This window comes from Polaromonas sp. AET17H-212, from assembly GCF_002379085.1.
In the GTDB taxonomy this organism is placed as follows: domain Bacteria; phylum Pseudomonadota; class Gammaproteobacteria; order Burkholderiales; family Burkholderiaceae_C; genus Polaromonas.
Map to the genome: position 1 here is coordinate 67,623 of NZ_NBZW01000001.1, position 24,279 is coordinate 91,901.

At 64.6% G+C, this 24,279-nt stretch carries 20 protein-coding genes; 8 read left to right on the forward strand and 12 right to left on the reverse strand.

Annotated features, from left to right (window positions below; all coding sequences use genetic code 11):
• Nucleotides 1–23: 23 nt before the first annotated feature.
• The gene (locus B7G53_RS00315) at nt 24–1,520 is read right to left on the reverse strand and encodes a CYTH and CHAD domain-containing protein (protein ID WP_096662276.1); all 1,497 of its coding nucleotides are present in this window, start codon (nt 1,518–1,520) and stop codon (nt 24–26) included.
• A gap of 139 nt (nt 1,521–1,659) precedes the next feature.
• Complete coding sequence (locus B7G53_RS00320; protein WP_096662277.1) at nt 1,660–2,577, reverse strand: CoA transferase; 918 nt, start codon at nt 2,575–2,577, stop codon at nt 1,660–1,662.
• Nucleotides 2,578–2,817: 240 nt separating this feature from the next.
• Between B7G53_RS00320 and B7G53_RS00325 the strand changes: the two genes are divergently transcribed.
• On the forward strand, nt 2,818–3,387 hold the full coding sequence (locus B7G53_RS00325) for a DUF2975 domain-containing protein (RefSeq protein ID WP_096662278.1): 570 nt from the start codon (nt 2,818–2,820) through the stop codon (nt 3,385–3,387).
• A gap of 9 nt (nt 3,388–3,396) precedes the next feature.
• Nucleotides 3,397–3,609 carry a helix-turn-helix domain-containing protein gene (locus B7G53_RS00330; protein ID WP_096662279.1) on the forward strand — a complete coding sequence of 71 codons (213 nt, stop codon included), beginning with the start codon at nt 3,397–3,399 and terminating at the stop codon, nt 3,607–3,609.
• A 25-nt stretch (nt 3,610–3,634) separates the two neighbouring features.
• On the opposite strand, the gene pobA is transcribed toward B7G53_RS00330, so the two are convergent.
• Nucleotides 3,635–4,819, reverse strand: a complete 1,185-nt coding sequence (pobA, locus tag B7G53_RS00335; protein WP_096662280.1) for a 4-hydroxybenzoate 3-monooxygenase — start codon at nt 4,817–4,819, stop codon at nt 3,635–3,637.
• 115 nt (nt 4,820–4,934) lie between these two features.
• On the opposite strand from pobA, the gene B7G53_RS00340 reads away from it, so the two are divergent.
• The 4 genes from B7G53_RS00340 to B7G53_RS00355 all read left to right on the forward strand — a co-directional run bounded on the left by B7G53_RS00340 (nt 4,935) and on the right by B7G53_RS00355 (nt 10,338).
• A complete protein-coding gene (locus B7G53_RS00340) occupies nt 4,935–5,774 on the forward strand; it encodes an IclR family transcriptional regulator domain-containing protein (RefSeq protein ID WP_303621650.1) in 840 nt (279 codons plus the stop codon).
• Between the two features lie 344 nt (nt 5,775–6,118).
• Entirely contained in the window at nt 6,119–8,332 is a 2,214-nt protein-coding gene (locus tag B7G53_RS22975) for a PAS domain-containing sensor histidine kinase (RefSeq protein WP_217992571.1), read from the forward strand.
• 12 nt (nt 8,333–8,344) lie between these two features.
• Nucleotides 8,345–8,758: a response regulator gene (locus B7G53_RS00350; RefSeq protein ID WP_096662282.1), complete on the forward strand. Its 414-nt coding sequence runs from the start codon at nt 8,345–8,347 to the stop codon at nt 8,756–8,758.
• Entirely contained in the window at nt 8,755–10,338 is a 1,584-nt protein-coding gene (locus B7G53_RS00355) for a sensor histidine kinase (RefSeq protein WP_096662283.1), read from the forward strand. Before B7G53_RS00350 ends, B7G53_RS00355 begins: the two co-directional genes overlap by 4 nt.
• Before the next feature lie 129 nt (nt 10,339–10,467).
• Here B7G53_RS00355 and B7G53_RS00360 read toward each other — a convergent pair whose 3' ends face one another.
• The 9 genes from B7G53_RS00360 to B7G53_RS00400 form a co-directional block, all read right to left on the reverse strand.
• Nucleotides 10,468–13,857 (reverse strand): PAS domain-containing protein, encoded by a 3,390-nt coding sequence (locus B7G53_RS00360; RefSeq protein ID WP_096662284.1) that lies wholly within the window; start codon nt 13,855–13,857, stop codon nt 10,468–10,470.
• Between the two features lie 131 nt (nt 13,858–13,988).
• Entirely contained in the window at nt 13,989–14,726 is a 738-nt protein-coding gene (locus B7G53_RS00365) for an ABC transporter ATP-binding protein (protein WP_096662285.1), read from the reverse strand.
• Complete coding sequence (locus B7G53_RS00370) at nt 14,726–15,475, reverse strand: ABC transporter ATP-binding protein (protein ID WP_096662286.1); 750 nt, start codon at nt 15,473–15,475, stop codon at nt 14,726–14,728. The genes B7G53_RS00365 and B7G53_RS00370 overlap by 1 nt, the downstream gene beginning before the upstream one ends.
• On the reverse strand, nt 15,468–16,481 hold the full coding sequence (locus B7G53_RS00375; protein ID WP_096662287.1) for a branched-chain amino acid ABC transporter permease: 1,014 nt from the start codon (nt 16,479–16,481) through the stop codon (nt 15,468–15,470). The genes B7G53_RS00370 and B7G53_RS00375 overlap by 8 nt, the downstream gene beginning before the upstream one ends.
• Nucleotides 16,478–17,341 (reverse strand): branched-chain amino acid ABC transporter permease, encoded by an 864-nt coding sequence (locus tag B7G53_RS00380; RefSeq protein ID WP_096662288.1) that lies wholly within the window; start codon nt 17,339–17,341, stop codon nt 16,478–16,480. The genes B7G53_RS00375 and B7G53_RS00380 overlap by 4 nt, the downstream gene beginning before the upstream one ends.
• 9 nt (nt 17,342–17,350) lie before the next feature.
• A complete protein-coding gene (locus B7G53_RS00385) occupies nt 17,351–17,977 on the reverse strand; it encodes a LysE family translocator (RefSeq protein WP_096662289.1) in 627 nt (208 codons plus the stop codon).
• Between the two features lie 82 nt (nt 17,978–18,059).
• Complete coding sequence (locus tag B7G53_RS00390) at nt 18,060–19,259, reverse strand: ABC transporter substrate-binding protein (RefSeq protein ID WP_096662290.1); 1,200 nt, start codon at nt 19,257–19,259, stop codon at nt 18,060–18,062.
• 144 nt (nt 19,260–19,403) lie between these two features.
• A complete protein-coding gene (locus B7G53_RS00395) occupies nt 19,404–20,987 on the reverse strand; it encodes a benzoate-CoA ligase family protein (RefSeq protein ID WP_096662291.1) in 1,584 nt (527 codons plus the stop codon).
• Nucleotides 20,988–21,063: 76 nt separating this feature from the next.
• Nucleotides 21,064–21,552 carry a flavodoxin domain-containing protein gene (locus tag B7G53_RS00400; protein ID WP_096662292.1) on the reverse strand — a complete coding sequence of 163 codons (489 nt, stop codon included), beginning with the start codon at nt 21,550–21,552 and terminating at the stop codon, nt 21,064–21,066.
• A 101-nt stretch (nt 21,553–21,653) separates the two neighbouring features.
• Between B7G53_RS00400 and B7G53_RS00405 the strand changes: the two genes are divergently transcribed.
• Together B7G53_RS00405 and boxC are read left to right on the forward strand one after the other, a co-directional pair.
• Nucleotides 21,654–22,550 (forward strand): helix-turn-helix transcriptional regulator, encoded by an 897-nt coding sequence (locus B7G53_RS00405; RefSeq protein ID WP_096662293.1) that lies wholly within the window; start codon nt 21,654–21,656, stop codon nt 22,548–22,550.
• 33 nt (nt 22,551–22,583) lie between these two features.
• Nucleotides 22,584–24,278, forward strand: a complete 1,695-nt coding sequence (gene boxC, locus B7G53_RS00410) for a 2,3-epoxybenzoyl-CoA dihydrolase (RefSeq protein WP_441338955.1) — start codon at nt 22,584–22,586, stop codon at nt 24,276–24,278.
• Nucleotide 24,279: the final 1 nt, after the last annotated feature.

The following is a 24,279-nucleotide window of genomic DNA, read 5'->3' on the forward strand; positions in this document are numbered from 1 at the left end:
TCTACGTGTCATGAACCTCATGTCTAGTCCCAGAACGGCCGTATCTGCCGGGCCAACAGGTCGCAGGCCTGCTGGCAGGCCTGCACATGCACCTCGCGGCGCGCGCTGAGCCAGCCGGCACCGAACAGGGCGCGCGGATCGTGGACCGACAGGCCTTGCCAGACCTGCAGCGCCGCCACTTCGTCGTGGTAGATGCCGAGCGCGTCCTGCAGCGGCTTGAGGGCCGTCAGGTAGGCGGCGGCCTTGCGCCTGGCAAACAGGGGTTGCGCGAACTCGGCCAGATAACGCAGGCGTTTGACGCGCCTGCGCAGGGCGTGTTGTTCGGCCTCGGGCAGGGCGGTGAATTGGCGGCCGCGCGCCAGCACCTGCTGGTGCAGGCGCCTCAGGCGTTGGCGCAGGAATTTTTTCGGCGCTGTGTCGTCAGGCGCAGGCGCGGCTTCACTCGGGGCGGTGTGCACAAAACCAATCAGGCCCAGCAGCGCCTGCTGGAAGGCCGGCGCGCGCACCACATCGGCGGGGCTGGGCAGCGGGCCCAGTGCGCCTTGCCAGTCCACGGGAGGCCCGCCTGCGGCTTCGATCTGGCCCTGCAGCTTGCCGAGCAGGTAGTCGCGGTCGCGGTGCTGGCCCAGTTCGCGGAACACGCTGGCCAGCACCGCCTTCCAGGCATCGCCCTGATCGCCCCAGCCGCCGGCAAGGGCCTCGAGTTCCTGCAGCGCGGTGCGCAGCCGGCGCAGACCCACACGCAGCTGGTGGATGTTTTCTTCGGCGGTGCAGCCGGCGGCCACGTCGCTGGCGTTGGCCAGCACCTGGTTCAGGCAGGCGGCTACGACGGCGGCGGCTACCTCGCGGCCCGAGGCGTGGCGGGGAAAGCGCGGCGCTTCTGCGTCCACGGCTGCGCCGAAGTCCTGGCCCAGCGCCAGGCGCTGGCCTTTCTGGGACTTGCTCACGCTGCTGAGCCACAGGCCATGTCTGAGGCACCAGGTGGTGGCCAGTGCCACAGCGCCGGCGGCCTGGCCTTGCTTGAGTTCGAGTTCCAGCTCGCGCACAGGCCGCGTCCTGTCGCCGGCGGCGATGTGGCCCTGGTCCAGCGCAAGCTCGACCACCGCGCCGCGCGCCCGCACGGTTCGCGTGAGGCGAGCCATGTCGGTGGCATAGACGAGGGTCAGGTCGGGCGCCGCCGCGCCGGGTTGGTGTTTTTTCAGGGCCTGGCGGATGCGTTCGCCGACCGGCGTGCCGTCGTGGCGTGACAGCTCGGGCAGGGGCGCGGTCTGGCTGCCCAGCGCGACGTTGTGCTCCAGCCGCTCCAGCGGCCGGCTGCCCGGGGCCTTGGCCGTCTGCACCCATTGCCGGCCTTCCTTGCGCAGGCGCAGCACCACGCCCTGCGCCGCCAGTGCACCGTCGGCCGTGTCGAAGTAGCGCGCCCGCAGGCGCTGGGTGCGTGTCATGCCGCGGCGCAGCGCCGCTTCCACCGAAGCCAGCCGGGCGGGCGGGATTTCAAGCTTGAGTTCGAACTCGGTCATGGTGGGGCCTGCGGCAGGACAGTCCCTCCATCCTACGCGCCCGCAGGCGCCATGCAATGGCATGCAGCAGGCGGCCCTTGCCCGGCTTTTTTGAAGCCAAATTGGCCTCTAGCCTATGTTGTACGTGCGCCGGTAGCTATTAATTCAATAGCGTATGCAGGGGAATGTCTTTTGCCGTTGCCAGCTGGTCGAGCTGCGCGCGTGTCTGTGTGAGCATGAATGCCGCTATCGCCTGGTGTGTGGCGGGTGCAAACATGGCCTGAATGGTTGCCGCCTCCACGCCCGCCGCCGCACACAGGGCGGCGGCAAAGTGCGGCTCCAGCGCCGCCACCGCCACACGGCCGTCCCGGCAGGGGTAGACCCGGTAGCCGGCATGCGCACCGCCGACCGAGCCGCTGGGCTGCGTCAGGCCCCACTGCCGCGGCAGCGCCAGGTAGGCCGCGGCCTCGGACAGGGCCACTTCGATGAAGGCCCCGCGCGGATGCGGGTCGCCCGAGCCGGCATACGGCTCCTGCCGGCGCAGGGCCGCTTGCAGCACGGCCTCGCTGGCCATCAGCGAGCCGCTCATATCGGCGTACAACGTGGGTGGCAGGTTCAGCCCGGTCACCAGGTCGTTGTGGGCCATGTAGGTGAGGTCGTGGCCGGGCTCTTCGCCCAGCGCACCTGGCGCGCCAACGATGGCGACATGCGACAGCGCGGGGTAAAGCGAATGGATTTTTTTCCAGCCCAGGCCCAGCTTGTCAATCGCTGAAGGACGGAAGGAGGTGAGCAGCACGTCGGTTTTCTCAAGTTCGCGGTGCAGCACCTTCTGGCCGGCTTCGGTTTTCAGGTCGGCCGACAGCACCTTCACGCCCTCATGCAGTTGCGCATAGGCCGGCTTGTTGTAGAGCCCCATGGGGTCGCCCGCGGGTGGCTCGAGCTTGATGCAGGTTGCACCCATCTGCCGGCAACGCATCAGCGCGGCCGGGCCGGGCAGGTTGAGCGCCAGGCTCAGGATGCGCAGGCCTTGCAGGGACTGGAGGGCAGGGTGTTTGGCTGGCGTGGCGCTGGATGGCATGGATGGACCTGGGTGAAGGGCGGGCAGGATGAAGAAGGGCGAGAAGGGAAAAAGGGGCGGCGAAGTGTGCTGGCAATTTACCCTAAACGGAGGGCGCCGCGCCATGCCGCGGACAGGCCCTGAGGTCAGGGCCGGGAAGACTAGCTTTTGTTTTGTAAAAAATACTGCTTTACAGAAATTAATTATTGTTTAACAGAAATAAATGAGAGATACTGGCGGCCTCTAGAAAGGGTGTCTCTCATGAAAAACACACTGACTGCGGCGGCCTTGTCGGGGCCGGACGTGCAGCGCCTGAACAGCGCGTTTGCCTGGGTTTGTGCTTTGCTGACGGTGGCTTTGCCGCTGGCCGTGTTGTACCAACTGGTCACCACGCCGACCGAGGGCCTGCTGCTTCGTGCAGGCGTCCAGCTGTCGGCGCTGCAACTGGTCATGCTGGACGTGGACCTGTGGCAGCGCGTGCTGGCGGTGGTGCTGGGCATGGTGCCGGTATGCTGCACGTCTTACGGCCTGGTGTGCGCGATGCGCTGCTTTTCGGGGTTTTCGCAGGCCGAGTACCTGAGCCTGCGCACCGTGCGTTACCTGCGTGGTTTTGCCGCCGGCATTTTTGCCTCGGTGGTGGCCGGTCTGTTCGTGGCCATGCTGATCAGCATGGTGCTGACGGCGGGGGCGCCGGCCGGACAGAAGGCGCTGGCCTTTGGCCTGGGCAGCAACGAGTTGCTGACGCTGCTGTTTGCCGGCATGGTGTGGCAGATTTCTGCCGTCATGGCCAAGGCCGTGGCCCTCGCCGAAGAAAACGCCCGGTTCGGCTGAAGTTTTCCTGTGGGCATCGTCGTCAAACTCGACGTGATGCTGGCGCAGCGCAAGGCCAGGTCCAAGGACCTGGCCGCCTACGTCGGCATCACGGAAGCCAACCTGTCGCTGCTCAAGCAGGGCAAGGTCAAGGGCGTGCGTTTCGACACCCTGCAGAAGATCTGCGAGTTTCTCGACTGCCAGCCCGGCGACCTGCTGGTGCATGAGGCCGATGGCGGCTGACGGACGGCGGTGACGCCGGCCCGCTTCAGTTGCCGAAATCGAGCGGCAGGCCGACGTAGTTTTCGGCGACCGAGCGGGCACCGGCTTCCGAGTGCACGATGTAGTCGAGCTCGGCGTCCTGCAGCTTTTGCCCGATGGGGCCGTTTTCCGGGAAGTGGTGCATCAGGCTGGTGAACCACCATGAGAAACGCTCGGCCCGCCAGATGCGCCTGAGGCAGCGCTCGGAGTAGCTGTCGATGCCGGCTTCGGTTTTGTCGGCGTAGAACTCGATCAGCGCACTGGAGAGGTATTTCACATCGGTGGCGGCCAGGTTCAGCCCTTTGGCGCCGGTGGGCGGCACGATGTGGGCGGCGTCGCCGGCCAGGAACAGGCGTCCAAAACGCATGGGCTCGGCGACGAAGCTGCGCAGCGGGGCGATGCTTTTCTCAATCGATGGGCCGGTGACGAGTTTGTCGCGGCCGTTCGCGTCCAGGCGCAGGCGCAGCTCGTTCCAGAAGGCATCGTCCGACCAGGCCTCGACCTTGTCGGTCAGCGGCACCTGCAGGTAGTAGCGACTGCGCGTGGCGCTGCGCTGCGAGCACAATGCAAAGCCGCGCGTGCTGTTGACGTAGATGAGTTCATGGTGCACCGGCGGGGTGTCGGAAAGCACGCCCAGCCAGCCGAAGGGGTAGACCTTTTCGTACTCGGTGATCGAGCCCTCCGGCACGCTGGCGCGGCACACGCCGTGAAAGCCGTCGCAACCGGCGATGAAGTCGCATTCGATCTCATGCGTCTGGCCGTCTTTCTCGTAACTCACGCGCGGTTTCTTCGTGTCGAAGTCGTGCACGGCCACATTGCCGGCCTCGTAAACGGTGGTCAGGCCGGCCGCCTGGCGCGCAGCCATCAGGTCGCGCGTGACTTCGGTCTGGCCGTAAACCATGACGTTTTTGCCACCGGTCAGGCCGTTCATGTCGATGCGGTGGCGCTCGCCCTGGAACAGCATGTCGAAACCGCCGTGCACCAGGCCTTCCTGGTGCATGCGCCGGCCGACGCCGGCTTCGTCGAGCAGGTCAATGCAGACCTGCTCCAGCACGCCGGCGCGGATGCGGCCCAGCACGTAGTCGCCGCTCTGGCGCTCGACAATGACCGCGTCGATGCCGGCCTTGTGCAGCAACTGGCCGAGCAGCAGGCCGGAGGGGCCTGCACCGATGATGGCAACCTGGGTACGCATGTCATTCTCCACGTCGTTTTGACTGAGTTGCTAGCGTAGGCCTCATGCCCGGTGCTTGCCAGATGGCCACGCGGGCGGTGCACGATCTGCAGGCCATTTGTGCGATGATCGCGCAATGAGCAGACATTCTCCCCCCTCCGAGCAGATGGGCGCGGTCCTGCAGACCAGCCGGCCCATTGCCAAGGCAGACATGATCGAAGGCATGGCCAAGGGCATGGCGGTGCTGGAGAGTTTTGACACGCAGCGCCAGCGGCTGAACGCGACGCTGGCCGCCGAACGTGCCGGCATCACCCGCGCCGCCGCGCGCCGCCACCTGCTGACGCTGGCGCACCTGGGTTACCTGGAGACCGATGGCAGTTATTTCTGGCTGGCCCCCAAGGTATTGCGCTTTTCAGGCAGCTACCTGGCGTCGGCGCGTCTGCCGCGTGCGGTGCAGCCGACGCTGAACCGCCTGGCGGCGCAGACCCAGGAGTCGTTTTCAGCCGGTGTGCTCGACGGCGACGAGGTGGTGATCGTCGGGCGCAGCGGTTACGAATGGAAGAACGGATCAGACGGTGCCGTGCGCGTGCTGGCCTACGGGCTGCACCTGGGCGCGCGCCTGCCGGCCCATGCCACCTCCACCGGGCGGGTGCTGCTGGCCGCCAAACCCAAAACCGGCCTGACACAGTGGCTCAAGGGCCGCACCCTGCCGCGCCTGACCACCCGCACCATCATCGACATCAAGCAGTTTCGCGCGGTGATCGAGCAGGTGCGCACCGACGACTGCTGCCTGGCGGTGGAAGAACACGAACTCGGCGTGCATGCGCTCGCCGTGCCGCTGCGCAACATGCAGGGCCGAACGGTGGCCGCGCTCAACATTGTTGCGTCGCCGCAGCGGCTGAGCGCCCAGCAGATGCAGCGTGACCTGCTGCCGCTGCTGTTCGACGCGGCGCGCGAACTGCGGCCGCTGATGTAAACCCCGTCCAGCAGAGGCCCTGGCGTCTTCCCGTACGCTGGTGTCTGGGCAGGCGCCTGTCCGGTGCGAATCGACCGCCGTGCGCGCGCGCGTGGAGCGCAGCGTCACCGGGAACGGCCTGGTGTCCTACGCCGTTTGTAGGCTTTCTCCGGCGCAGCGTGCTGCCGGCTTGGTGCTCCGCGCCCGAGGTTTCCGGATACTATTCCTTACGTCATCTTCTCCTTGTCACCAGCCTCTTCGGGCCTCCGTGCCGATCCAGGTGGTCATCCGTGAGTCTGTTTTACAGCCGCGTGCCGTTTTGCCAAGCCGCTTGCTGACGTGTGATTGTTTGCGCGAAAGGAAGTATGCTGAAAACCGGTGCTTTTGATGACGTTGGCGAAAAACAGGGCGGGGCCGACGGCGTCATGGAATTTCGGCGCCAGGCAACGCTGATCAAGACGGGCGCTTTGCAGGACGCCATATTCAACAGCGCCAACTTCTCCAGCATTGCCACCGATGAAAAAGGCGTCATCCAGATTTTCAATGTCGGCGCCGAACGCATGCTGGGCTATGCCGCATCGGATGTCGTCAACCAGGTCACGCCGGCCGATATCTCGGACCCCAAAGAACTGATCGCACGGGCAGCGGCCCTGAGCCTGGAGCTCGATACGCCCATCACGCCGGGTTTTGAGGCGCTGGTCTTCAAGGCCTCGCGCGGGATCGAGGACATCTATGAGTTGACCTACATCCGCAAGGACGGCAGCCGCTTTCCGGCGGTCGTGTCCGTCACGGCACTGCGCGACGATCAGGCGGTGATCATCGGCTACCTGCTGATCGGCACCGACAACACCGCCCGCAAGCAGGCGGAGGAGGCACTCCTTAAAGCAGGGGCCCTGCAAAATGCGATCTTCAACAGCGCCAACTTCTCCAGCATCGCTACCGACGAAAAGGGCGTCATCCAGATTTTCAATGTCGGCGCCGAACGCATGCTCGGTTACGCCGCCGCCGACGTCCTGAACAAGATCACGCCGGCCGACATTTCCGATCCGCAGGAAGTGATCGCGCGCGCTCAAAGCCTGAGCCTCGAGCTGGCGACCCCGATCACGCCGGGTTTTGAGGCGCTGGTGTTCAAGGCCTCGCGCGGCATCGAGGATATTTACGAGCTGACCTATATCCGCAAGGATGGCAGCCGCTTTCCCGCCATCGTCTCGGTCACCGCACTGCGCGATGCGCAGGAAAACATCCTTGGCTATCTCTTGATCGGCACCGACAATACGGCCCGCAAACAAATCGAGGCGGCCCAGGCGCTGCTCGATCAACGGCTGCGCGACCAGCAGTTCTACACCCGCTCCCTGATCGAATCGAATATTGACGCGCTCATGACGACCGATCCGCAGGGCATCATCTCGGACGTGAACCAGCAGATGATGGCGCTCACCGGGCGCACGCGCGATGAATTGATCGGCGCGCCCTGCAAGAAATTCTTCACCGACCCGGTGCGGGCCGACGCGGCGATCAAACGCGCCCTCACGGAGAACAAGGTCAGCAACTACGAACTGACCGTGCGCGCCCAGAATGGCGAAGAAACTGTGGTTTCCTACAACGCCGCGACCTTCCACGACCGCGACCGCAAGCTGCAAGGGGTCGTTGCGGCGGCACGCGATGTGACCGAGCTCAAGCGCTTCGAGCGCGCCTTGCAGGAGAAAAATATCGAGCTGGAGCATGCCAGCCGCATGAAGTCGGAATTCCTGGCCACCATGTCGCACGAGTTGCGCACGCCGCTGAACGCCATCATCGGTTTTTCAGAGGCGCTCAAGGATGGCCTGATGGGCCGGATGAGCGAGACCCAGCACGAATATATCGGCGATATTTTCACCAGCGGGCAGCACCTGCTGTCCCTGATCAATGACATTCTGGATTTGTCGAAGGTCGAGGCGGGCATGATGACACTCGAGCTGGAGGCGGGCGACTTGAACAGCCTGCTGTCGAACAGCCTGTCCATCGTCAAGGAGAAGGCGTTGGCCCAGCGCATCCAGCTCGAACTCGAAACAGCCGGCGACCTGGGCCTGACCCTGCTGGACATGCGCAAGACCAAGCAAATTGTCTACAACCTGCTGTCCAACGCCGTCAAATTCAGCGCCAACGGCGGACGCGTGACCTTGTGCGCGCGGCGCGTCTCGCGCGGCATCGTTGGCACGCTGCCCGGCGCCTGGCCGGTGCACGGCTTCCCCCTGGCCGACAGCGAGTGCAACGAATTTCTCGAAATAAGCGTCAGCGACGGCGGCATCGGCATTTCGAAGGAAAACATGGCGAAACTGTTCCTGGCCTTCAGCCAGATCGACAGCAGCCTGGCGCGCAAATTCGAGGGCACCGGTCTCGGTCTGGCGATGGTCAAGCAACTGGCCGAACTGCACGGGGGCACCGTGGCCGTGGCCAGCGCAGAGGGCGAGGGTTCGCGCTTCGCCGCCTGGTTGCCGCTGCGGCTACCGGCCCACGCCATGCCCGTCCAGCCGGACAGCACTGGCGCCGCGATCCTGGCCGCAGCCGGACCACCCCTGGCCACGTTGCAGCCACATTAGAAAGGGCACCGGATGGCCAGCATACTGATCATTGAAGACAACGCGGCGAACATGAAGCTGGCCTGTCTTTTGCTGCGCAACGCCGGCCATGCGGTGCTCTGCGCCGTCGATGCCGAAACCGGCTTGACGCTGGCACGCGCCGATCGGCCCGACCTGATCCTGATGGACATCCAGCTGCCAGGCATGGACGGCCTGGCGGCAACGGCCCTGCTCAAACACGATCCGGCCACCGCCGCGATTCCCGTTATTGCGCTGACCGCGATGGCGATGAAAGAAGACCAGGAAAAAACCCGGGCAGCCGGTTGCGACGCGTATATCGCCAAGCCCTTGCGCTACCAGGAACTGTATGCAGTGATCGACACCCTCTTGACTGCTGGAAAATCGCCAGCGGCCAGCACAGCAAACTCCTTGCATCGGCCCCCATGACCCGTTCCCCTGCCACTATCCTCATCGTCGACGACGAACGCCAGAACTGCAAGCTGCTCGAAGCGCTGCTGCGGCCAGAAGGTTATCTCACGCTCAGCGCCGCCAGTGGCGAAGAGGCGCTGGCCTCGATTGCGCTGCAGGCACCCGACCTGATTTTGCTCGACGTCATGATGCCGGGCATGGACGGCCACCAGGTGGCCAGCCTGCTCAAGGCCAATCCCGCCACCGCGAGCATTCCGATCATCATGGTGACAGCGCTCGGCGACAGCAGCGCCCGCCTGGCGGGGTTGAATGCCGGGGCAGAGGAGTTTTTGACCAAACCCGTTGACCACGCCGAGCTGAGGTTGCGGGTGCGCAATCTGTTGCGTCTGAAAGAGTTCAACGATCATCTTCAGAACCATGGCTTGCTCCTGGAGCAACAGGTGCAGGCGCGCACGGCCGAGTTGCAACGCTTTCGCAGTGCGATGGACGCAACCGCCAATGCAATCGTGCTGGTGAACCGCTCCAACATGTGCTTTGTCGACGTCAACGCGACGGCCTGCGCCACGCTCGGCTATACGCGTGAAGAATTGCTCGAGATGGGACCGACGGGGTTGGGCACGGCTACGGTTGAACAACTGGGGGCTATGTACGATGCCATCATCGCCGGCCAAGGTACGGACGAGCTGACGGAAACCCAGGTGCGGCGCAAGGATGGCACCGAGGTGCAGGTCGAAGTGCACCAGCACGCCAAACGCGTCGGCGCGGACTGGATCATCGTCCTGGTGGTGCGCGACATCAGTGTGCGCAAACAGGCGCAAGAGGAAATTTTGCGCCTCAATGCGGAACTTGAAGAGCGTGTGCGGCAACGCACGGAGCAACTGCAGGCGGCCAACAAGCAGCTGGAGGCCTTTTCATACTCGGTGTCGCACGACCTGCGCACGCCGCTCAGCGCCATTGACGGATTCAGCAACCTGCTCGGCAAGGAGCTTGACGCCAGTGCGTCCAGTGACCGCGGCAGACACTACCTGTCGCGCATACGTGCCGGCGTCTCGCAGATGGGCGAGTTGATCGACGCCTTGCTCTCGCTGGCCCAGGTCTCGCGCACCAGCCTGCGCTGGGACAGTGTCGATCTGAGCGCCATCGCTCACGCGGTTTTCGACGGTTACCGGGAGCGCGAGCCCGAACGGAGGGTCTCGCTCGATATCCAGCCCGGGCTGCTGGCCCAGGGCGACCCGCGCCTGCTGCAGCGGGTGCTCGACAACCTGCTGGGCAATGCCTGGAAGTTCAGCGGCAGACAGCCGCAGACCCTGATTGCGTTCAGGTGCGAGACCCGGCCGGACGGCGAACAGGTGTATGTTGTGCAGGACAACGGCGCTGGCTTTGACATGGCTTATGCGGACAAACTGTTCGGCGCTTTCGAGCGCTTGCACACCGCCTCGGAATTTGCCGGCACGGGCATCGGCCTGACGACGGTGCACAGGATCGTCACGCGGCACGGCGGCCGTATCTGGGCCGAGTCCGCGCCGGGCCTGGGCGCCAGCTTTTATTTCACGATTGGCGGGCTGGCAGACGTTTTGGACCCCGAGGCTTTGCACTGACCATTGCTGCCGCGCGCGGCTCGGACGAGCCGCCTTCAGACATCGCATCGCCGTTCGTCACCGTCAGCTTGTGATCGGGCATCCGGGATGATGCGGGTGCGGTTTTTCCGGCGATCGCGCGGCGCGGCGTCATGCCACTGCCGGCAGCGTGAAGAAAAAAGTCGCGCCCTGTCCCGGCGCCGACTCGGCCCAGATGCGGCCACCATGGCGAGAAATAACGCGCGCAACCGTCGCCAGGCCGATGCCAGTTCCCGCGTACTCCGCGACATCGTGCAAGCGCTGGAAGGTGCCGAACAGCTTGTCCGCATAAGCCATATCAAAGCCGGCGCCGTTGTCGCGCACAAAAAAGGCGCCGCGCGGCGACAGCCGGCCGACCGATATTTCTGCGTTGGCGCAGCGCGCGCTGAATTTCCAGGCGTTACTTAGCAGGTTTTCCATCACGGCGTGCAACAACCGGCTGTCGCCGTGCACCAGCAAGTCAGGCGCGACGCTGAACACCACATGGCGCGAATGGTCTGCGGACTGCAGGCGCGCGAGTATCTCGGTGCTGATGGCGCTCAGATCCACCGGCGCGTATTCGATGGCCTGCCGTGTCACATGGGCCAGGGACAGCAGGCCTTCGATGAGGTGCCCCATTTTTTCGACGCCGGCCTGGATGCGGTCCAGGTAGTGCTGGACCTTCACGGACTCCTGGCCCTGCAGCTCATTGAGCAACAGGCGGCTGAAGCCGTCCACCGTGGTCAGCGGTGAGCGCAGGTCGTGCGAGACCGAGTAGGAAAAGGCTTCCAGCTCCGCGTTCGACAGCCGCAAGGCGGTCTCGGTCGCCTTGATTTCCGTGATGTCCACATCAATGCCGACCCAGAACAACTCCTCGCCGGCGTCGTTGAGCACCGGCGACACGCGGTAGGACATGAGGCGGTAGCTGCCGTCCGGCGTGCGCAGCCGCCGTGTTCCGGCGTAGGGCGTGCGCGTCTGGCGGTGGCCATGCCATGCTTCAAGCATGCCGGACAAATCGTCCGGGTGCACCAGACCCATCCAGGCCGTGCCGTGCCAGTCGGGCGCTGCGCCGCCGAAAAGTTCGTACCAGGCCTGGCTGATAAAGGTGGCATTGCCCTCCGGGTCAATCGTCCAGATCGGATACGGTGCCTGCTCGGCCAGCGCCCTGAGCAGGGCTTCCTGGCGCGACAGTTCACGTGTGCGCTGGGCGATTTTTTCCTCCAGGCCGCTGTTGAACTCCTGGACCTGGGCCAGCAGGTTGACGTTGTCGATCGCGATCAGGGCCAGCTCGGCGAGTTCGGTGACAACGTATTCGTCCTGCCGGGTGAAGTCGCCCTCGTGTTTGTCCGACAACTGCAGCAGGCCGACGTTGCTGCCGTCACGTCCCGTGAGCGGCACGGCGAGCCAGCCGCGCAGGGGCGGGTGCTGGTCTGCATACGCGCCGAAGCCGCGCCAGCGCGGGTGGGCCTGGAGCTCGGCCTGCGTCAGGCGCATGGGCCGGTTGGTCTCGCCGATGACGGCGGAGATTCCGCTGCCATCGGGCGGGTCGATCAGATGGCGGTAGTTCGCGTATTTGTCGGACAGCGACAGCGCGGTGATGGCCTGGCCTTTTTCGGGGCCGCGACGCAGGCTGATGACTGCCTGGTGGGCGCCGATGATGCTGCGCGCCTGCTCCGCCACTTCCTGCATCACCCCCTCCAGCGTGTGGTGCTGGGTGATGGCCTGCGCCGCCTCTGCGGCACGCTGCAAGGTTTGCAGATGGGCCTGAAGCTCATGCTCGACCTTGACGCGTTCGGTGACATCCTGCAGCGCCCCCTGCATGCGGATGATGCTGCCATGGTCGTCCCGCACGGCCTGGCCCATCGAGCGCACCCAGATGTGGCGGCCGGTGCCGGTCACCATCTCCACCTCGACATCGAAAGGCGTGCCGCTTTCCACGCATTCCTGTGCCACCCGGGCGGCCAGTGCCTGCGACTGTTCGGTGCAAAGGCCGATCGCGGAGGCCAGGGTGGGCTCGCTGCCCTGGGGCTGCTCGAGGATCAACAAGGCTTCATCCGACCAGAGAAAGCGCATCTCGGGCAACTCCACCGCCCAGCCGCCCAGCCGGGACAACTGCCCCGCCATGCGCAGCAGCGCGGTTTGTGCATGCAGCGCAGCTTCGGCCTGTTTCAGGTCGTCAATGTCGGTGGAGGTGCCGTACCACGAGACAATGCGCCCGGCGTCATCGCGGTTGGGAAGCACTCGCGCCAGCTGCCAGCGGTAAGTGCCGTCGCCGCACAGCAGGCGATGTTCGTTGTGAATGCCTTGCCCGCTTTCGATGGCCAAGCGGAAATCCTCGGCGGTCCTTTCCAGGTCATCCGGGTGCACATGTTTGAACCAACCGCCCTGGAGTGAAGCCTCCACCGGCTGGCCCGTCACGTGGGTCCATTGGTCATTGACGAACGCCATGTGCCCGCTTGCATCGGTGATGAAGACGATTTGCGGCATGGCCTGCGCCAACTGCCGAAAACGCAACTGGGTGCGTGCCCGCTGTTGGGAATATCGGTAGAGCAGCAGCGACAGCAGCGCCACCGTGGCCGCGGCAGCCAGCCAGATCAGCCAGGTCAGCGTGGCAAAACGCTTCCAGGGCGCGAGCACATCCTCGTAGGGAGAGCCGGCGTAGATCACCAGCTCGGGGTAGGTGTCGATGACACGGTAGGCGATGATGCGGACGCGGCCATCGATCACGCTGGTGCTCTGGTAAACGCCTTGCGCGCTTTTGGGGAGCTGTTCGGAAAACAGGGGCAGGTCGGGAAAGGCCTTGCCCATGGCGCTGTCGTCCATCGGGCTGCGCATCATCAGCACCCCGTCGCGGCGGAACAGCGCAATCGCGCCGCCGGCGCCCAGGTCCACCCCATGCCAGAGCTTGTCGAAGTAGGGCGGTTCCACGGCGGCCACGATGACACCCGCGAAGCTGCCGTTCGCCGCCCGCAAGGGCCGGGACGCGCTGATCAGCCAGCCGCCTGTGGATCGGCTGCGTACCGGTGTGCTGATGTGGAAACCGGCCAATGGGCGCTGCTGGTAGATCTGGAAATGCTCGCGGTCTGCCAGCCTGACTCCGATGTTGCCGAGGTCCGAGTCGAAAACGATGCGGCCGCCGGCATCCAGCACCCAGATGGCGCGCACAAAGGGCAGGCCGTTGAGCTGCTCGCGCAGCATGGTGCGGGCCGTGTGTTCGTCAAGCCGTTTTTCTTCCTGCAATGCCTGCAGCCGGCTGGTCGCAAGTTGCAGGCGCTGGTCCACCGTCTGGAAGGAGCGGCCGGTCTGTTCCTCGATCACCTGCACCAGCGACTGGGTCAGTTTCTCCCCGGCGCGCAAGGCTTCGTCGCGAAGGTAAAAGAGGGCGATGGCCACCGCGCAGGCGGAAACCACCATCAGGCCACCCGTCAGCCAGGCGATCGGGCGACCGATCGAGTCCTGCGCAGAGTCTGCATGCGTCTGTGATTGCCGGAGTGGCGCATCAACTTGCCAGGGCCAACGCATGCATCCAGCCTTTCAGTGGGGCCGGACATGACGCCCGGCGTGGACCATGATGCCATGCGGGTCGGACTTTGTCGATTGAGAGCAGCCCTTGCTGCGCCGACCTTGTTCTGTTACGGGGCTGCGTCGGCGTACTAGACGCCCAGGTATTGCGTCAGCAGCTCCGGCCGCGCATGCAGGTCGGCCGAGCTGCCTTCAAACACCACCTCGCCCTTGACCAGAATCACGTTGCGGTCGGTGATCTGGGTGACATGTTTCCAGTTCTTGTCGACGATCACGCTGCTGATGCCGCTCTCACGAATCACGCCGCAGATGCGCCAGATCTCGCGCGCAATCAGCGGCGCCAGGCCTTCGGTAGCTTCGTCGAGGATCAGCACATCGGGGTTGGTCATCAGTGCGCGGCCGATGGTCAGCATCTGCTGCTCGCCGCCGGACAGTTGCTGGCCGCCGTGGCCCAGGCGCTCTTTCAGCCGGGGGAAGGTCTCCAGCACCCGGTCGTAGGTCCAGTCGTTCCTTCGGCCCACGCCGTCGGCGGCGCTTCCCGGTCGGCCGGCGCGCGCGGCCATCTTGAGGTTCTCGACCACGCTGAGGTTGCCGAAAATGCCGCGGCCCTCGGGCACATAGGCGATGCCGAGCTGGGAAATCTCGTACGGTGCGCGGCCCAGCATCGGTTGACCCATGATGTCCAGGCTGCCCGAGCGCGGCTTGACCAGGCCCATGATGCTTTTGAGCAGGGTGCTTTTGCCCATGCCGTTGCGGCCCATGAGGCCGATGGTTTCGCCGCGCGCGACGGAAAAGTTGATGCCGCGCAGGATATGGCTCGCGCCGTAATAAGTGTGCAAGTCCTTTGCGTTGATCAGCAGGTCGGCCATCAGTGTTCCTCCCCGAGGTAGGCAGCCTGCACGCCGGCATCGGCCCGGATCTCGGCGGGTGTGCCGCTGGCAATCACCTGGCCGTTGACCATGACGGTGAGCCGGTCGGCCAGCGCGAAGACCGCGTCCATGTCGTGTTCGACCAGCAGGATGCCGTGGTCGGCCTTGAGCTTGAGCAGCAGCGCGACCATGCGTTCGGCCTCGGCCACCCCCATGCCGGCCAGCGGCTCGTCGAGCAGCAGCACCTGCGGCTCGGTCGCCAGCGTCATGGCAATTTCAAGCTGGCGCTGCTCGCCATGGCTGGTGGCACCGGCGATCGCCTGTTTCCGGTCTTGCAGGCCGGAAAGCTCGATGGCCCTTTCCGCCCGGGTATTGACTGCTTTCAAATGGGTCGCACGGCTGAACCAGTGCAGGGCATGCGGCTGGCGCGATTGCGCGGCCAGGCGGACGTTTTCCCAGACCGTGAAGGGCAGGAAGATGTTGGTCTTCTGGTAGCTGCGGCCCAGGCCCTGGCGCGAAATTTTTTCGGGGTTCCAGCCGGTGATGTCGCGGTCGCCGAGCCGTACCGAGCCCGAGGTGGGCGGCAGGTCGCCGGACAGCAGGTTGGTCAGCGTCGATTTGCCGGCGCCATTGGGGCCGATCACGGCGTGGATCTGCCGACGCTGCAGGTCGAGCGAGACGTCGCTGACGGCGGCCAGGCCGCCGAAGCGTTTGGTCAGGTTTTTTGCAGAAAGGAGCACTTCATTCATGACCGGCTTCCTTGCGTCGTCCAAAGCGTTCGACCAGGCCCAGGATGCCACGCGGCGCAAAGGTCACCAGCAGCACGATGAACAAGCCCATCCACAGCTGCCAGTGTTTGCCGAGGTTGACGCTGCCGACCTGCGGCAGGTCCTTGAAGACATGCAACAGGTATTCGAAGGCGAAGGCGCCGACAATCGCGCCGGCGAAGTTGCCCATGCCGCCCAGAATGACCATCATGATGGCGTGTGCGCTCATGTGAAAACCCATGAGTTCGGGGTTGATGTAGCCGGTTTGTGTGCCCCACAGGTAGCCCGCCAGGCCGGCCAGCGCGCCGGCCAGGGTGAAGGCTGCGAGTTTGTAGCGGAAGGTGCCAAACCCCATGGCGCGCATGCGGTGTTCGTTGACGCGGATGCCGGCCAGCGCGCGGCCGAACGGGCTCCACAGCAGGCGGCGCAAAAAGGCGTAGACCCCCAGCATCACGGCCAGCGTGAAGTAATACAGCGTGCGCTTGTTGTCCAGGTCGAAGGGCATCCAGCCGAACAAGGTGGTGTCGGGCTTGAAATTGATGTACAGCCCGTCCGAACCGCCCAGCACCTTGTTGTCAAAAAACAGGAAAAACACCATTTGCGCAAACGCCATGGTGACCATGATGAAGTAGATGCCGTGGGTGCGAACGACGAAAAAGCCAATGATGAGCGCGGCCAGCCCCGAGGCCAGCACCGCCACCGGCAGCGTCCACCACAGGCTGACGGCTTCGCCCTGCGGCATGAGGAAGGCCAGTGCATAACCGGCCAGGCCGAAGTAGGCGGCGTGGCCGAGCGAAACCAGGCCGGTGACGCCCTGCAGCAGGTCCAGGCTCATGGCAAAAATCGCCATGATCATCATGCGGGTGACCATCTGGGTGTAGAAGTCGGTGCCTGCAAACGGGAAGGCGATGAGGGCGACCAGGCCCAGCACCAGCGTGACCTGCACGCCGCGCGGCAGGATTTCGAGGTTGGCTTTCATCGTGCTCATTGCTTGAACAAACCTTCCGGCTTCCAGAGCAGCACGGCCGCCATCAACATATAGACCAGCATGCCCGCCACCTGCGGCAGCAGCACCTTGCCGAAGGTATCGACCAGGCCGACCAGCAGGGCGGCAATCAGGGCGCCGCGCACCGAGCCAATGCCGCCGATGACCACCACCACAAAACACATGATCAGCACTTGCGAGCCCATGTTGGGGTAGACGCTGGCGATCGGTGCAGCGATCATGCCGGCCACCGCGGCCAGGGTCACGCCCAGGGCAAACACCACCGCGTGGATCAGCTTGATGTTGATGCCCAGCGCGCCCGCCATGTCGCGGTTGAAGGCGCCGGCGCGGATTTTCATGCCCAGCCGGGTTTTTGAAATCAGGAGGTACAGGCCGACAGCCAGCGCAATACACACGCCCGACATGAAGAGGCGGTAGACCGGGTAGGACAGGTTCTCGGTCAGCGGGATCGACGCGCTGAGCAGCTCGGGAATCGGCACGCCATGGACATCGTCGCCCCAGAGAATGGAGCGCAGCTCTTCAAAGATGTAGATCAGGCCGAAGGTCAGCAGCACCTGGTCGAGGTGGTCGCGCTGGTAGAAGTGGCGAAACAGCAGCCACTCCAGCGCGAGCCCGAAAATTGCCGACAGCACGGCCCCGCCGAGGATGGCCAGGGTCAGGCTGCCGAAATAGGCACTGAGCGACCAAGCCAGGTAGGCACCCAGCATGTAGAAGCCGCCATGGGCGAGGTTGACCACGCCCATGATGCCGAAAATCAGCGTCAGGCCGGCGGCCAGCATGAACAGCAGCAGGCCGTACTGGACGCTGTTGAGCAGCTGGATGAAAAAGTTGGCGAGATCCATCGTGTAGTTTCAGGCCTGCCTGCGGGTGAGCAGCAACAGCCCGCCCATGAGCGCGAACAGCCCGCCGGACACCCGGTTGAACCAGCGCACCGCGCGGCTGGAACGCAGCAGCGGGGCAATGCGCGACACGCCCAGCGCGCAGCCGCTGAGCACGCTGAACTCGAAGGCCATGAAGGTCAGCGCGAGGATGGCGAACTGTGGCGCGAAGGGCGCTTGCGGATCGAGGAACTGGGGAAAGAAGGCGGCGAAAAAAAGCACGGCCTTGGGGTTGCTCGCACCGACGAGGAAGCCGCGCAGGAAAAACGAGCGGCGCGGCGTTTCAGCCGGCCCCGCATCGGCCCGCAGCACCGAGGCGTCATTGCGAAAGGTTTTGACGCCCAGGTAAATCAGGTAGGCCGCCCCCAGTACCTTCGCGGCCACGAAACCCGTCTCCGATGCTGCCAGCAGCGCGCCCAGCCCCAGGGCGGACAGCAGCATGACGCACAGCACGGCGCTGACGCTGCCAGCCACCGAGGTCATGGCCTTGCGCGGGCCGTGGTTCAGCGAGGTCGTCATGCACATCAGCATGGTCGGGCCCGGCGTGAAGATCAGCAGCGCAACTGCTGCGAGGTAGAGAAAATAGGTGGTGAGGGTCATGGTGGGAAGTGGAGGCTTCGCTGCGAAACAAGGCAAAAAAATGGGAGGCCCGAAACCTCCCATTTTGAAGCAGAAAAAAAAATCAGCCCATCTTGCAGCCGGCACCGGAGTCGGCCAGCGCCTTGGCGGCCACGCCGATCACCTTGTTTTCCTTGTTCTCGACCTGGCGCAGGTAGATGTCCTGCACCGGGTTGTGGGCCTTGCTCATGGTCCACTTGCCGCGCGGGCTGTCGATCACGGCGGACTCGAGCGCCTTGTAGAGGGCCGGTTTGCTGTTCAGGTCGCCCTTGACGGCATTGGCGCCCTGGACCAGCAGCAGGCCGGTGTCGTAACCTTGCACCGCATACACGTCGGGCTGCATCTTGAAGCGGCTGGCATAGGCGGTGCGGAAAGCCTTGTTGCGCGGCGTGTCCAGCGAGTCGCTGTAATGCATGGTGGTGATGATGCCGTCGGCTGCGGGGCCGGCGGCGTCCAGCACACCCTCGGTCAGGAAGCCCGAGCCGTACAGGGGAATCTTGCCTTTCAGGCCGGCCGCCGCATAGTCGCGGATGAACTTGGCGGCGCCGCCGCCGGCAAAGAAGCAGGCCACGGCGTCGGGCTTGAGCGCGGCGATTTCGGTCAGCAGCGCCTGGAACTCGACGTTGGGGAAGGGCAGGCCGAGTTCCTTGACGATGGTGCCGCCGGCCGCGGTGTAGCTTTCCTTGAAGCCTTCAAAGGCCTCGTCGCCGGCAGCGTATTTCCAGGTGATCCAGACGGCTTTCTTGTGGCCGCGGGCGACCATGGCCTGGCCCAGCGCGCGGGTAGGCTGGGAGTTGCTGAAGGAGGTGCGGAAGACGTTGGGTGCGCACAGGCCGCGGGTGGCGGCATGCACACCGGCGTTCGGGATCAGGCTCAGCACGCCGGAGTCGCGCGCCACTTTCTGGATACCCATCTGCACGCCCGAGTGCACGGTGCCGACCAGTACATCGACCTTGTCGCGCTGCACCAGCTTGCTGGCGTTTTCAATGCCCTTGGAAGGCTCGGATTCGTCGTCCACCTTGAAGTATTCGATCTCGCGGCCGCCCAGCTTGCCGCCCTGCTGGTCGATGGCCAGGCGGAAACCGTTTTCAATCGCCACGCCGAGCTGCGCGAAGGTGCCGGTGTAGGGCAGCATGAAACCCACGCGCACCTTGCCCGATTGCGCCCGCGCCATCTGGGGGAGCAGCAAGCCGGTGGAGGCGGCGCCGATGACGGCCGCACTCTGGCTCAGGATCAAACGACGTGAAGGAAGGCGTGAGGTCATGGATAACTCCTGGTTGGAACGGCAGGGGATGCGCCGGAAGGCTTCAATGGTAATGGCGGTCTGCGCTCGCTACCCTAGTGAAAAACCCGAGATTGAAGATTAAATTGTTTAGATCTAAAGCAATTACCCTGCCAGCCTGCCGGCTCAGGGTGTGCCTTGCTGGCGCAATTTGAAGCGCTGGATCTTGCCGGTCGCGGTTTTCGGCAACTCGTCCACAAACTCTATCCAGCGCGGGTACTTGTAAGGCGCCAGTTGCTGCTTGACGTGCGCCTTGAGGTCGTCGGCCGAGGCGGCCTGGCCTTTCTTCAGCACCACAAACGCCTTCGGCTTGACCAGCTGGTCGGCATCGGCCAGACCGACCACCGCCACTTCGAGCACCGCCGGGTGGGTCATCAGCGAGGCCTCCACCTCGAAGGGCGAGACATAGATGCCACCGACCTTGAGCATGTCGTCGGTGCGGCCGCTGTAGGTGTAGTAGCCATCGGCATCCACCGTGTATTTGTCGCCGCTGCGTGTCCACTCGCCGGCAAACGTGGCCTTGGTCTTGGCGCGGCTGTTCCAGTACATCAGGGCCGAACTCGGGCCCTGGATCTGCAGCTCGCCGATCTCGCCGACGCCGCACTCACGGCCGTCATCACCGACGATGCGCAGCGCATAACCGGGCACGGCCTTGCCGGTGCTGCCGTAACGTACTTCGCCGGGCCGGTTGCTCAGGAAGATGTGCAGCATTTCGGTCGAGCCGATGCCGTCGAGGATGTCGCAGCCATACTCGGCGGCCCACTTGTGGCCGATGCCGGCGGGGAGGGCCTCGCCGGCGCTGGTGCAGACGCGCAGCTTCAGCGCAGCCCGGGGCTGTCGCGCCGGGTCCGCCAGCAGCGAGGCGTACAGCGTCGGCACGCCGTAGAAGATGCTGGGCTGGTGTTCCTTCAGGATGCGGAAGACCTCGGCCGTGGTCGGGCGTGCCGGCAACAGGATGGCCGTGGCGCCGACACTCATCGGAAAGGTCAGGCCGTTGCCCAGCCCGTAGGCAAAAAACAGCTTGGCCGCGGAATACACCACGTCCGACTCCTGGATGCCCAGCACACCGCGGCCGTACAGTTCGGCGGTCTGGATCAGGTGGCTGTGCAGGTGCACCGTGCCCTTGGGCGCACCGGTGGAGCCGCTCGAATACAGCCAGAAACAGGCGTCGTCGGCGCAGGTGGGCGCAATGGTTTTGGTAGCTTCCTGCGCGCGTACCATCCGGGCCAGGCTTGCATACGGTGCGGCATCTTCGGTGCCGGCAACAATCACGCTGCGCAGCGTGGGAATGCTCCCGATCAGCGGCGCAAACGCGGGCAGCAGCGCCTGGGACACGATCAGGCCCTGGGCGCGCGAGTCGCGCAGCATGAAGTCGAAGTCGGGCGTGGTCAGCAGGGTGTTGGCAGCCACCGGCACCACACCGGCCAGGATGCAACCCAGAAAAGCCACCGGCCATTCAGGGGTGTCCAGCATGGCCAGCAGCACACGGCTCTCGGGGGCGAAGCCCTGGGCGCGCAGCGCATTGGCGAAGCGGTGGGCCTGGTCGTCCAGTTCGCCGTAGCTCAGCGTCGCACCGCTGACGGCATCGATAAACGCGAGCTTGCCGGCGCGGCCGGTGTTGCGTGCCAGCAGGTCATGGGCAGCGTTGTAGTCGCGGGGAATGTCAACGCGAGGGGGGCTCACCGACTGGTCGGCGCGGCTCAGGTTCATGGGGTCTCCGGATGCTCTCTTTTTTATAGCTGCTTGCGCCCGATTCTATTGGGCTTGAGGCTTTTTCTATTGAAATTCAGGCGGCTTCGGTGCTGGGCGTGCTGCTCAGTGCCAGCGCCAGCCATTCGCGGCACCAGGCGGCACCTTCGGTCTCGGGCAGGGTGCCGGCGCTGGCGTCGTGGCACCAGACCTCGCCGATACGCTGCGCACCTAGGCCTTGCAGGCGCTCGTCGAACTTCTTGCCGCCGAAACAGAAGGTCTGCAGGTAGGTGCGGTCGCCGAGGGCGATCACGCCGTAACGCACATGGCCCAGGAATTTGGGTTGGGCATCGAGCGAGTCATACAGCAGCCGGGCGTTGTCCGGCACATCGCCTTGGCCATAGGTGGAAGAGCAGATGAGATATATTGCATCTTCTTCGGCGGCGCCGTCAAAGACGCTGATGTCCAGGCCGTCCATCAACTGCACCTCGATATCACTGACGAGATCGGCGCAATCCATCTGGATGGCTTGGGCGACATAGTCGGCCGTGCTGGTCATGGTGCCCACGAGAATTTTGAGTTTCATCAGTGATCTCCGGTGAAAGATGCAATAAACTGCTTGACAAGTGATTTGTGTGAAGTATAGTGCAATATTGATTTAACGCAAACTTTTTTCAAATAACGCAGATGTCCAACGTCGAATCCTTATCCGAACAGGCGAACAAGGCCACGCTCGCCGAGCTGGGTGCCCGGGTGCGAGCCTGGCGCGCCCGCCGCGGCATGACGCGCAAGGCGCTGGCGAGCGACTCCGGCCTGAGCGAGCGTTTCCTGGCCGACGTGGAAAGCGGCAAGGGCAATGTCTCGATCAACTCGCTGGAAGCGGCGGCCCGCGCGCTGAACATCTCGATTCTGGAACTGCTGCAGGACGCACCGCGTCCGGCGCTGGCCCGTGTCCAGGGTCTGCTGGGCCGGCTCGACGACACCCAGCTGGACCAGGCCTACGCGTTGCTCGGCAGCACCTTCGGCCTGAGCGATGCGCTCGGCCGCGAGCGGCGCATCGCCCTGATCGGCCTGCGCGGGGCGGGCAAGTCCACACTGGGCCTGAAGCTGGCCACCGAGCGCGGCGTGCCTTTTGTCGAACTCGACCGCGAGATCGAACGCGAAGCCGGCACCAGCATGAACGAAATCCTGCTGCTGCACGGGCAGGCCGGTTACCGCCGCTACGAGCGCCGCGCGCTGTTCCGCATCGCCGAGGACCATGCCGACGGTGTCGTCATGACCACCGGCGGCAGCATCGTCAGCGAGCGCGAAACCTTTGACCTGCTGCAAAGCCGCTTTTACTGCGTCTGGCTCAAGGCCAGCCCGGAAGAACACATGGCACGCGTGGTGGCGCAGGGCGACATGCGGCCTTTCAGTGCCACCCGCGGCGCCACCGACGAGGCGATGGAAGACCTGCGCCGCATCCTGGCCAGCCGCGAAGCGCTGTATGCGCGCGCCGACGCCGTGGTGGACACCGCCGCCCGCACCCTCAAACAAAGCCTGAAAGACCTGGAACGCGCCGTTCCGCAGGTCGCAGGCGCCTGACAACTGAAACAAAAGGAGACCCCGATGAACGCCATGACCGAACCGCTGTTATTCAAGCAGGTGATCGAAGGCCAGGAGCGCGAGCTCGTGAGCTTTGCCACCCATCCGACCAAGTACCAGCACTGGACCCTGAGCGTGGAGGGCGACATTGCCCGCCTCAAGCTCGACATCAATGAAGACGGCGGCATCAAGCCCGGCTACAAGCTCAAGCTCAACAGCTACGACCTCGGCGTGGACATCGAGCTGCACGACGCGATCAACCGCATCCGTTTCGAGCATCCTGCCGTCAAGGTGGTGGTGTTCGAGTCGGGCAAGGAAAAGATCTGGTGCTCGGGCGCCAACATCTACATGCTGGGACTGTCCACCCACGGCTGGAAGGTCAACTTCTGCAAGTTCACCAATGAAACCCGCAACGGCCTGGAAGACTCCTCGCGCCATGATGGCCTGAAAGCCATCGCGGCCGTGACCGGCGCCTGTGCCGGCGGTGGCTACGAGCTGGCGCTGGCCTGCGACCGCATCGTGATGGTCGACGACCGCTCCAGCACGGTGAGCCTGCCCGAGGTGCCGTTGCTCGGCGTGTTGCCCGGCACCGGTGGCCTGACGCGCGTGACCGACAAGCGCAAGGTGCGCCGCGACCTGGCCGACATCTTCTGCACCACCTCCGAAGGCGTGCGGGCCGACCGCGCCAAAGACTGGAAACTGATCGACGCCTATGCCAAGCCGCAGCAGTTCGGCGCCTTGCTTGCTACTGAAATAGAAGCGCTTCGCGTCCAGTCGACAAGGGCTACAGCCTCAAAAGGCATTGAACTGACGCCACTCACGGTGCGCATCGACGATGCCGGCTACCACTACAGCGTGGTCGATGCGCAGGTGGACCGCGAAAAACGCATCGCCACCCTCACCATCAAGGCGCCGGCCGCCGCCATCGAGTCCACGCCGGAAGCCATCGAAGCCGCGGGCGCCAGCTGGTACCCGCTGAAGCTGCAGCGTGAACTCGACGACGCCATCCTGAACCTGCGCACCAACGAACTCGAAGTCGGTACCTGGGTCATCAAGACGCAGGGCGACGCCGGCCAGGTGATGCGTATGGACGAGGTGCTGGCCAGACTGAAGGACCACTGGCTGGTCAAGGAAACCACAGGCGCGCTGCGCCGCACGCTGGCGCGGCTGGACGTGACCAGCCGCTCGCTGATCGCGCTGGTCGATGCCGGCTCGTGTTTCGCTGGCACCTTTTACGAACTGGCCCTGGCCTGCGACCGCATCTACATGCTGGACCTGCCGGATTCGCCCGACGCGGCACCCGCGCTGCAGCTGAGCCCCGCCAACTTTGGCTGGTTCCCGGCCGTCAACCACCTGACGCGGCTGCAGACCCGGTTTTATGAAGACGAGGCCACCATCGCGCAGTTGCAAAAACTCGGCGACAGCCCGCTGCGCGCCGACCAGGCGCTGGCACTGGGTCTGGTCACCCTGAGCCCCGACGACATCGACTGGGACGACGAGATCCGCATCATGCTGGAAGAGCGTGCGTCCATGTCGCCCGACGCCATGACCGGCATGGAGGCCTCGCTGCGTTTCCCCGGCAAGGAGACCATGGAGACCCGTGTGTTCGGTCGGCTCAGCGCCTGGCAAAACTGGATTTTCATCCGCCCGAATGCGGTGGGCGAGGAGGGTGCCCTGAAACTTTTTGGCACCGGTAAAAAAGCGAAATTCGACTGGAAAAGGATTTAAC

Bases quoted from the DNA above. Each gene is read 5' to 3' on its own strand.
- B7G53_RS00405 (WP_096662293.1), top strand. From the start codon at position 21,654: ATGTCCAACGTCGAATCCTTATCCGAACAGGCGAACAAGGCCACGCTC.
- B7G53_RS00340 (WP_303621650.1), top strand. From the start codon at position 4,935: ATGAGCAGACATTCTCCCCCCTCCGAGCAGATGGGCGCGGTCCTGCAG.
- B7G53_RS00365 (WP_096662285.1), bottom strand. From the start codon at position 14,726: ATGGCCGACCTGCTGATCAACGCAAAGGACTTGCACACTTATTACGGC.
- B7G53_RS00385 (WP_096662289.1), bottom strand. From the start codon at position 17,977: ATGACCCTCACCACCTATTTTCTCTACCTCGCAGCAGTTGCGCTGCTG.
- B7G53_RS00350 (WP_096662282.1), top strand. From the start codon at position 8,345: ATGGCCAGCATACTGATCATTGAAGACAACGCGGCGAACATGAAGCTG.
- B7G53_RS00315 (WP_096662276.1), bottom strand. From the start codon at position 1,520: ATGACCGAGTTCGAACTCAAGCTTGAAATCCCGCCCGCCCGGCTGGCT.
- B7G53_RS00390 (WP_096662290.1), bottom strand. From the start codon at position 19,259: ATGACCTCACGCCTTCCTTCACGTCGTTTGATCCTGAGCCAGAGTGCG.
- B7G53_RS00325 (WP_096662278.1), top strand. From the start codon at position 2,818: ATGAAAAACACACTGACTGCGGCGGCCTTGTCGGGGCCGGACGTGCAG.
- B7G53_RS00375 (WP_096662287.1), bottom strand. From the start codon at position 16,481: ATGAGCACGATGAAAGCCAACCTCGAAATCCTGCCGCGCGGCGTGCAG.
- B7G53_RS00395 (WP_096662291.1), bottom strand. From the start codon at position 20,987: ATGAACCTGAGCCGCGCCGACCAGTCGGTGAGCCCCCCTCGCGTTGAC.
- boxC (WP_441338955.1), top strand. From the start codon at position 22,584: ATGACCGAACCGCTGTTATTCAAGCAGGTGATCGAAGGCCAGGAGCGC.
- B7G53_RS00400 (WP_096662292.1), bottom strand. From the start codon at position 21,552: ATGAAACTCAAAATTCTCGTGGGCACCATGACCAGCACGGCCGACTAT.
- B7G53_RS00355 (WP_096662283.1), top strand. From the start codon at position 8,755: ATGACCCGTTCCCCTGCCACTATCCTCATCGTCGACGACGAACGCCAG.
- B7G53_RS00380 (WP_096662288.1), bottom strand. From the start codon at position 17,341: ATGGATCTCGCCAACTTTTTCATCCAGCTGCTCAACAGCGTCCAGTAC.
- B7G53_RS00370 (WP_096662286.1), bottom strand. From the start codon at position 15,475: ATGAATGAAGTGCTCCTTTCTGCAAAAAACCTGACCAAACGCTTCGGC.
- pobA (WP_096662280.1), bottom strand. From the start codon at position 4,819: ATGCGTACCCAGGTTGCCATCATCGGTGCAGGCCCCTCCGGCCTGCTG.
- B7G53_RS22975 (WP_217992571.1), top strand. From the start codon at position 6,119: ATGCTGAAAACCGGTGCTTTTGATGACGTTGGCGAAAAACAGGGCGGG.
- B7G53_RS00320 (WP_096662277.1), bottom strand. From the start codon at position 2,577: ATGCCATCCAGCGCCACGCCAGCCAAACACCCTGCCCTCCAGTCCCTG.
- B7G53_RS00360 (WP_096662284.1), bottom strand. From the start codon at position 13,857: ATGCGTTGGCCCTGGCAAGTTGATGCGCCACTCCGGCAATCACAGACG.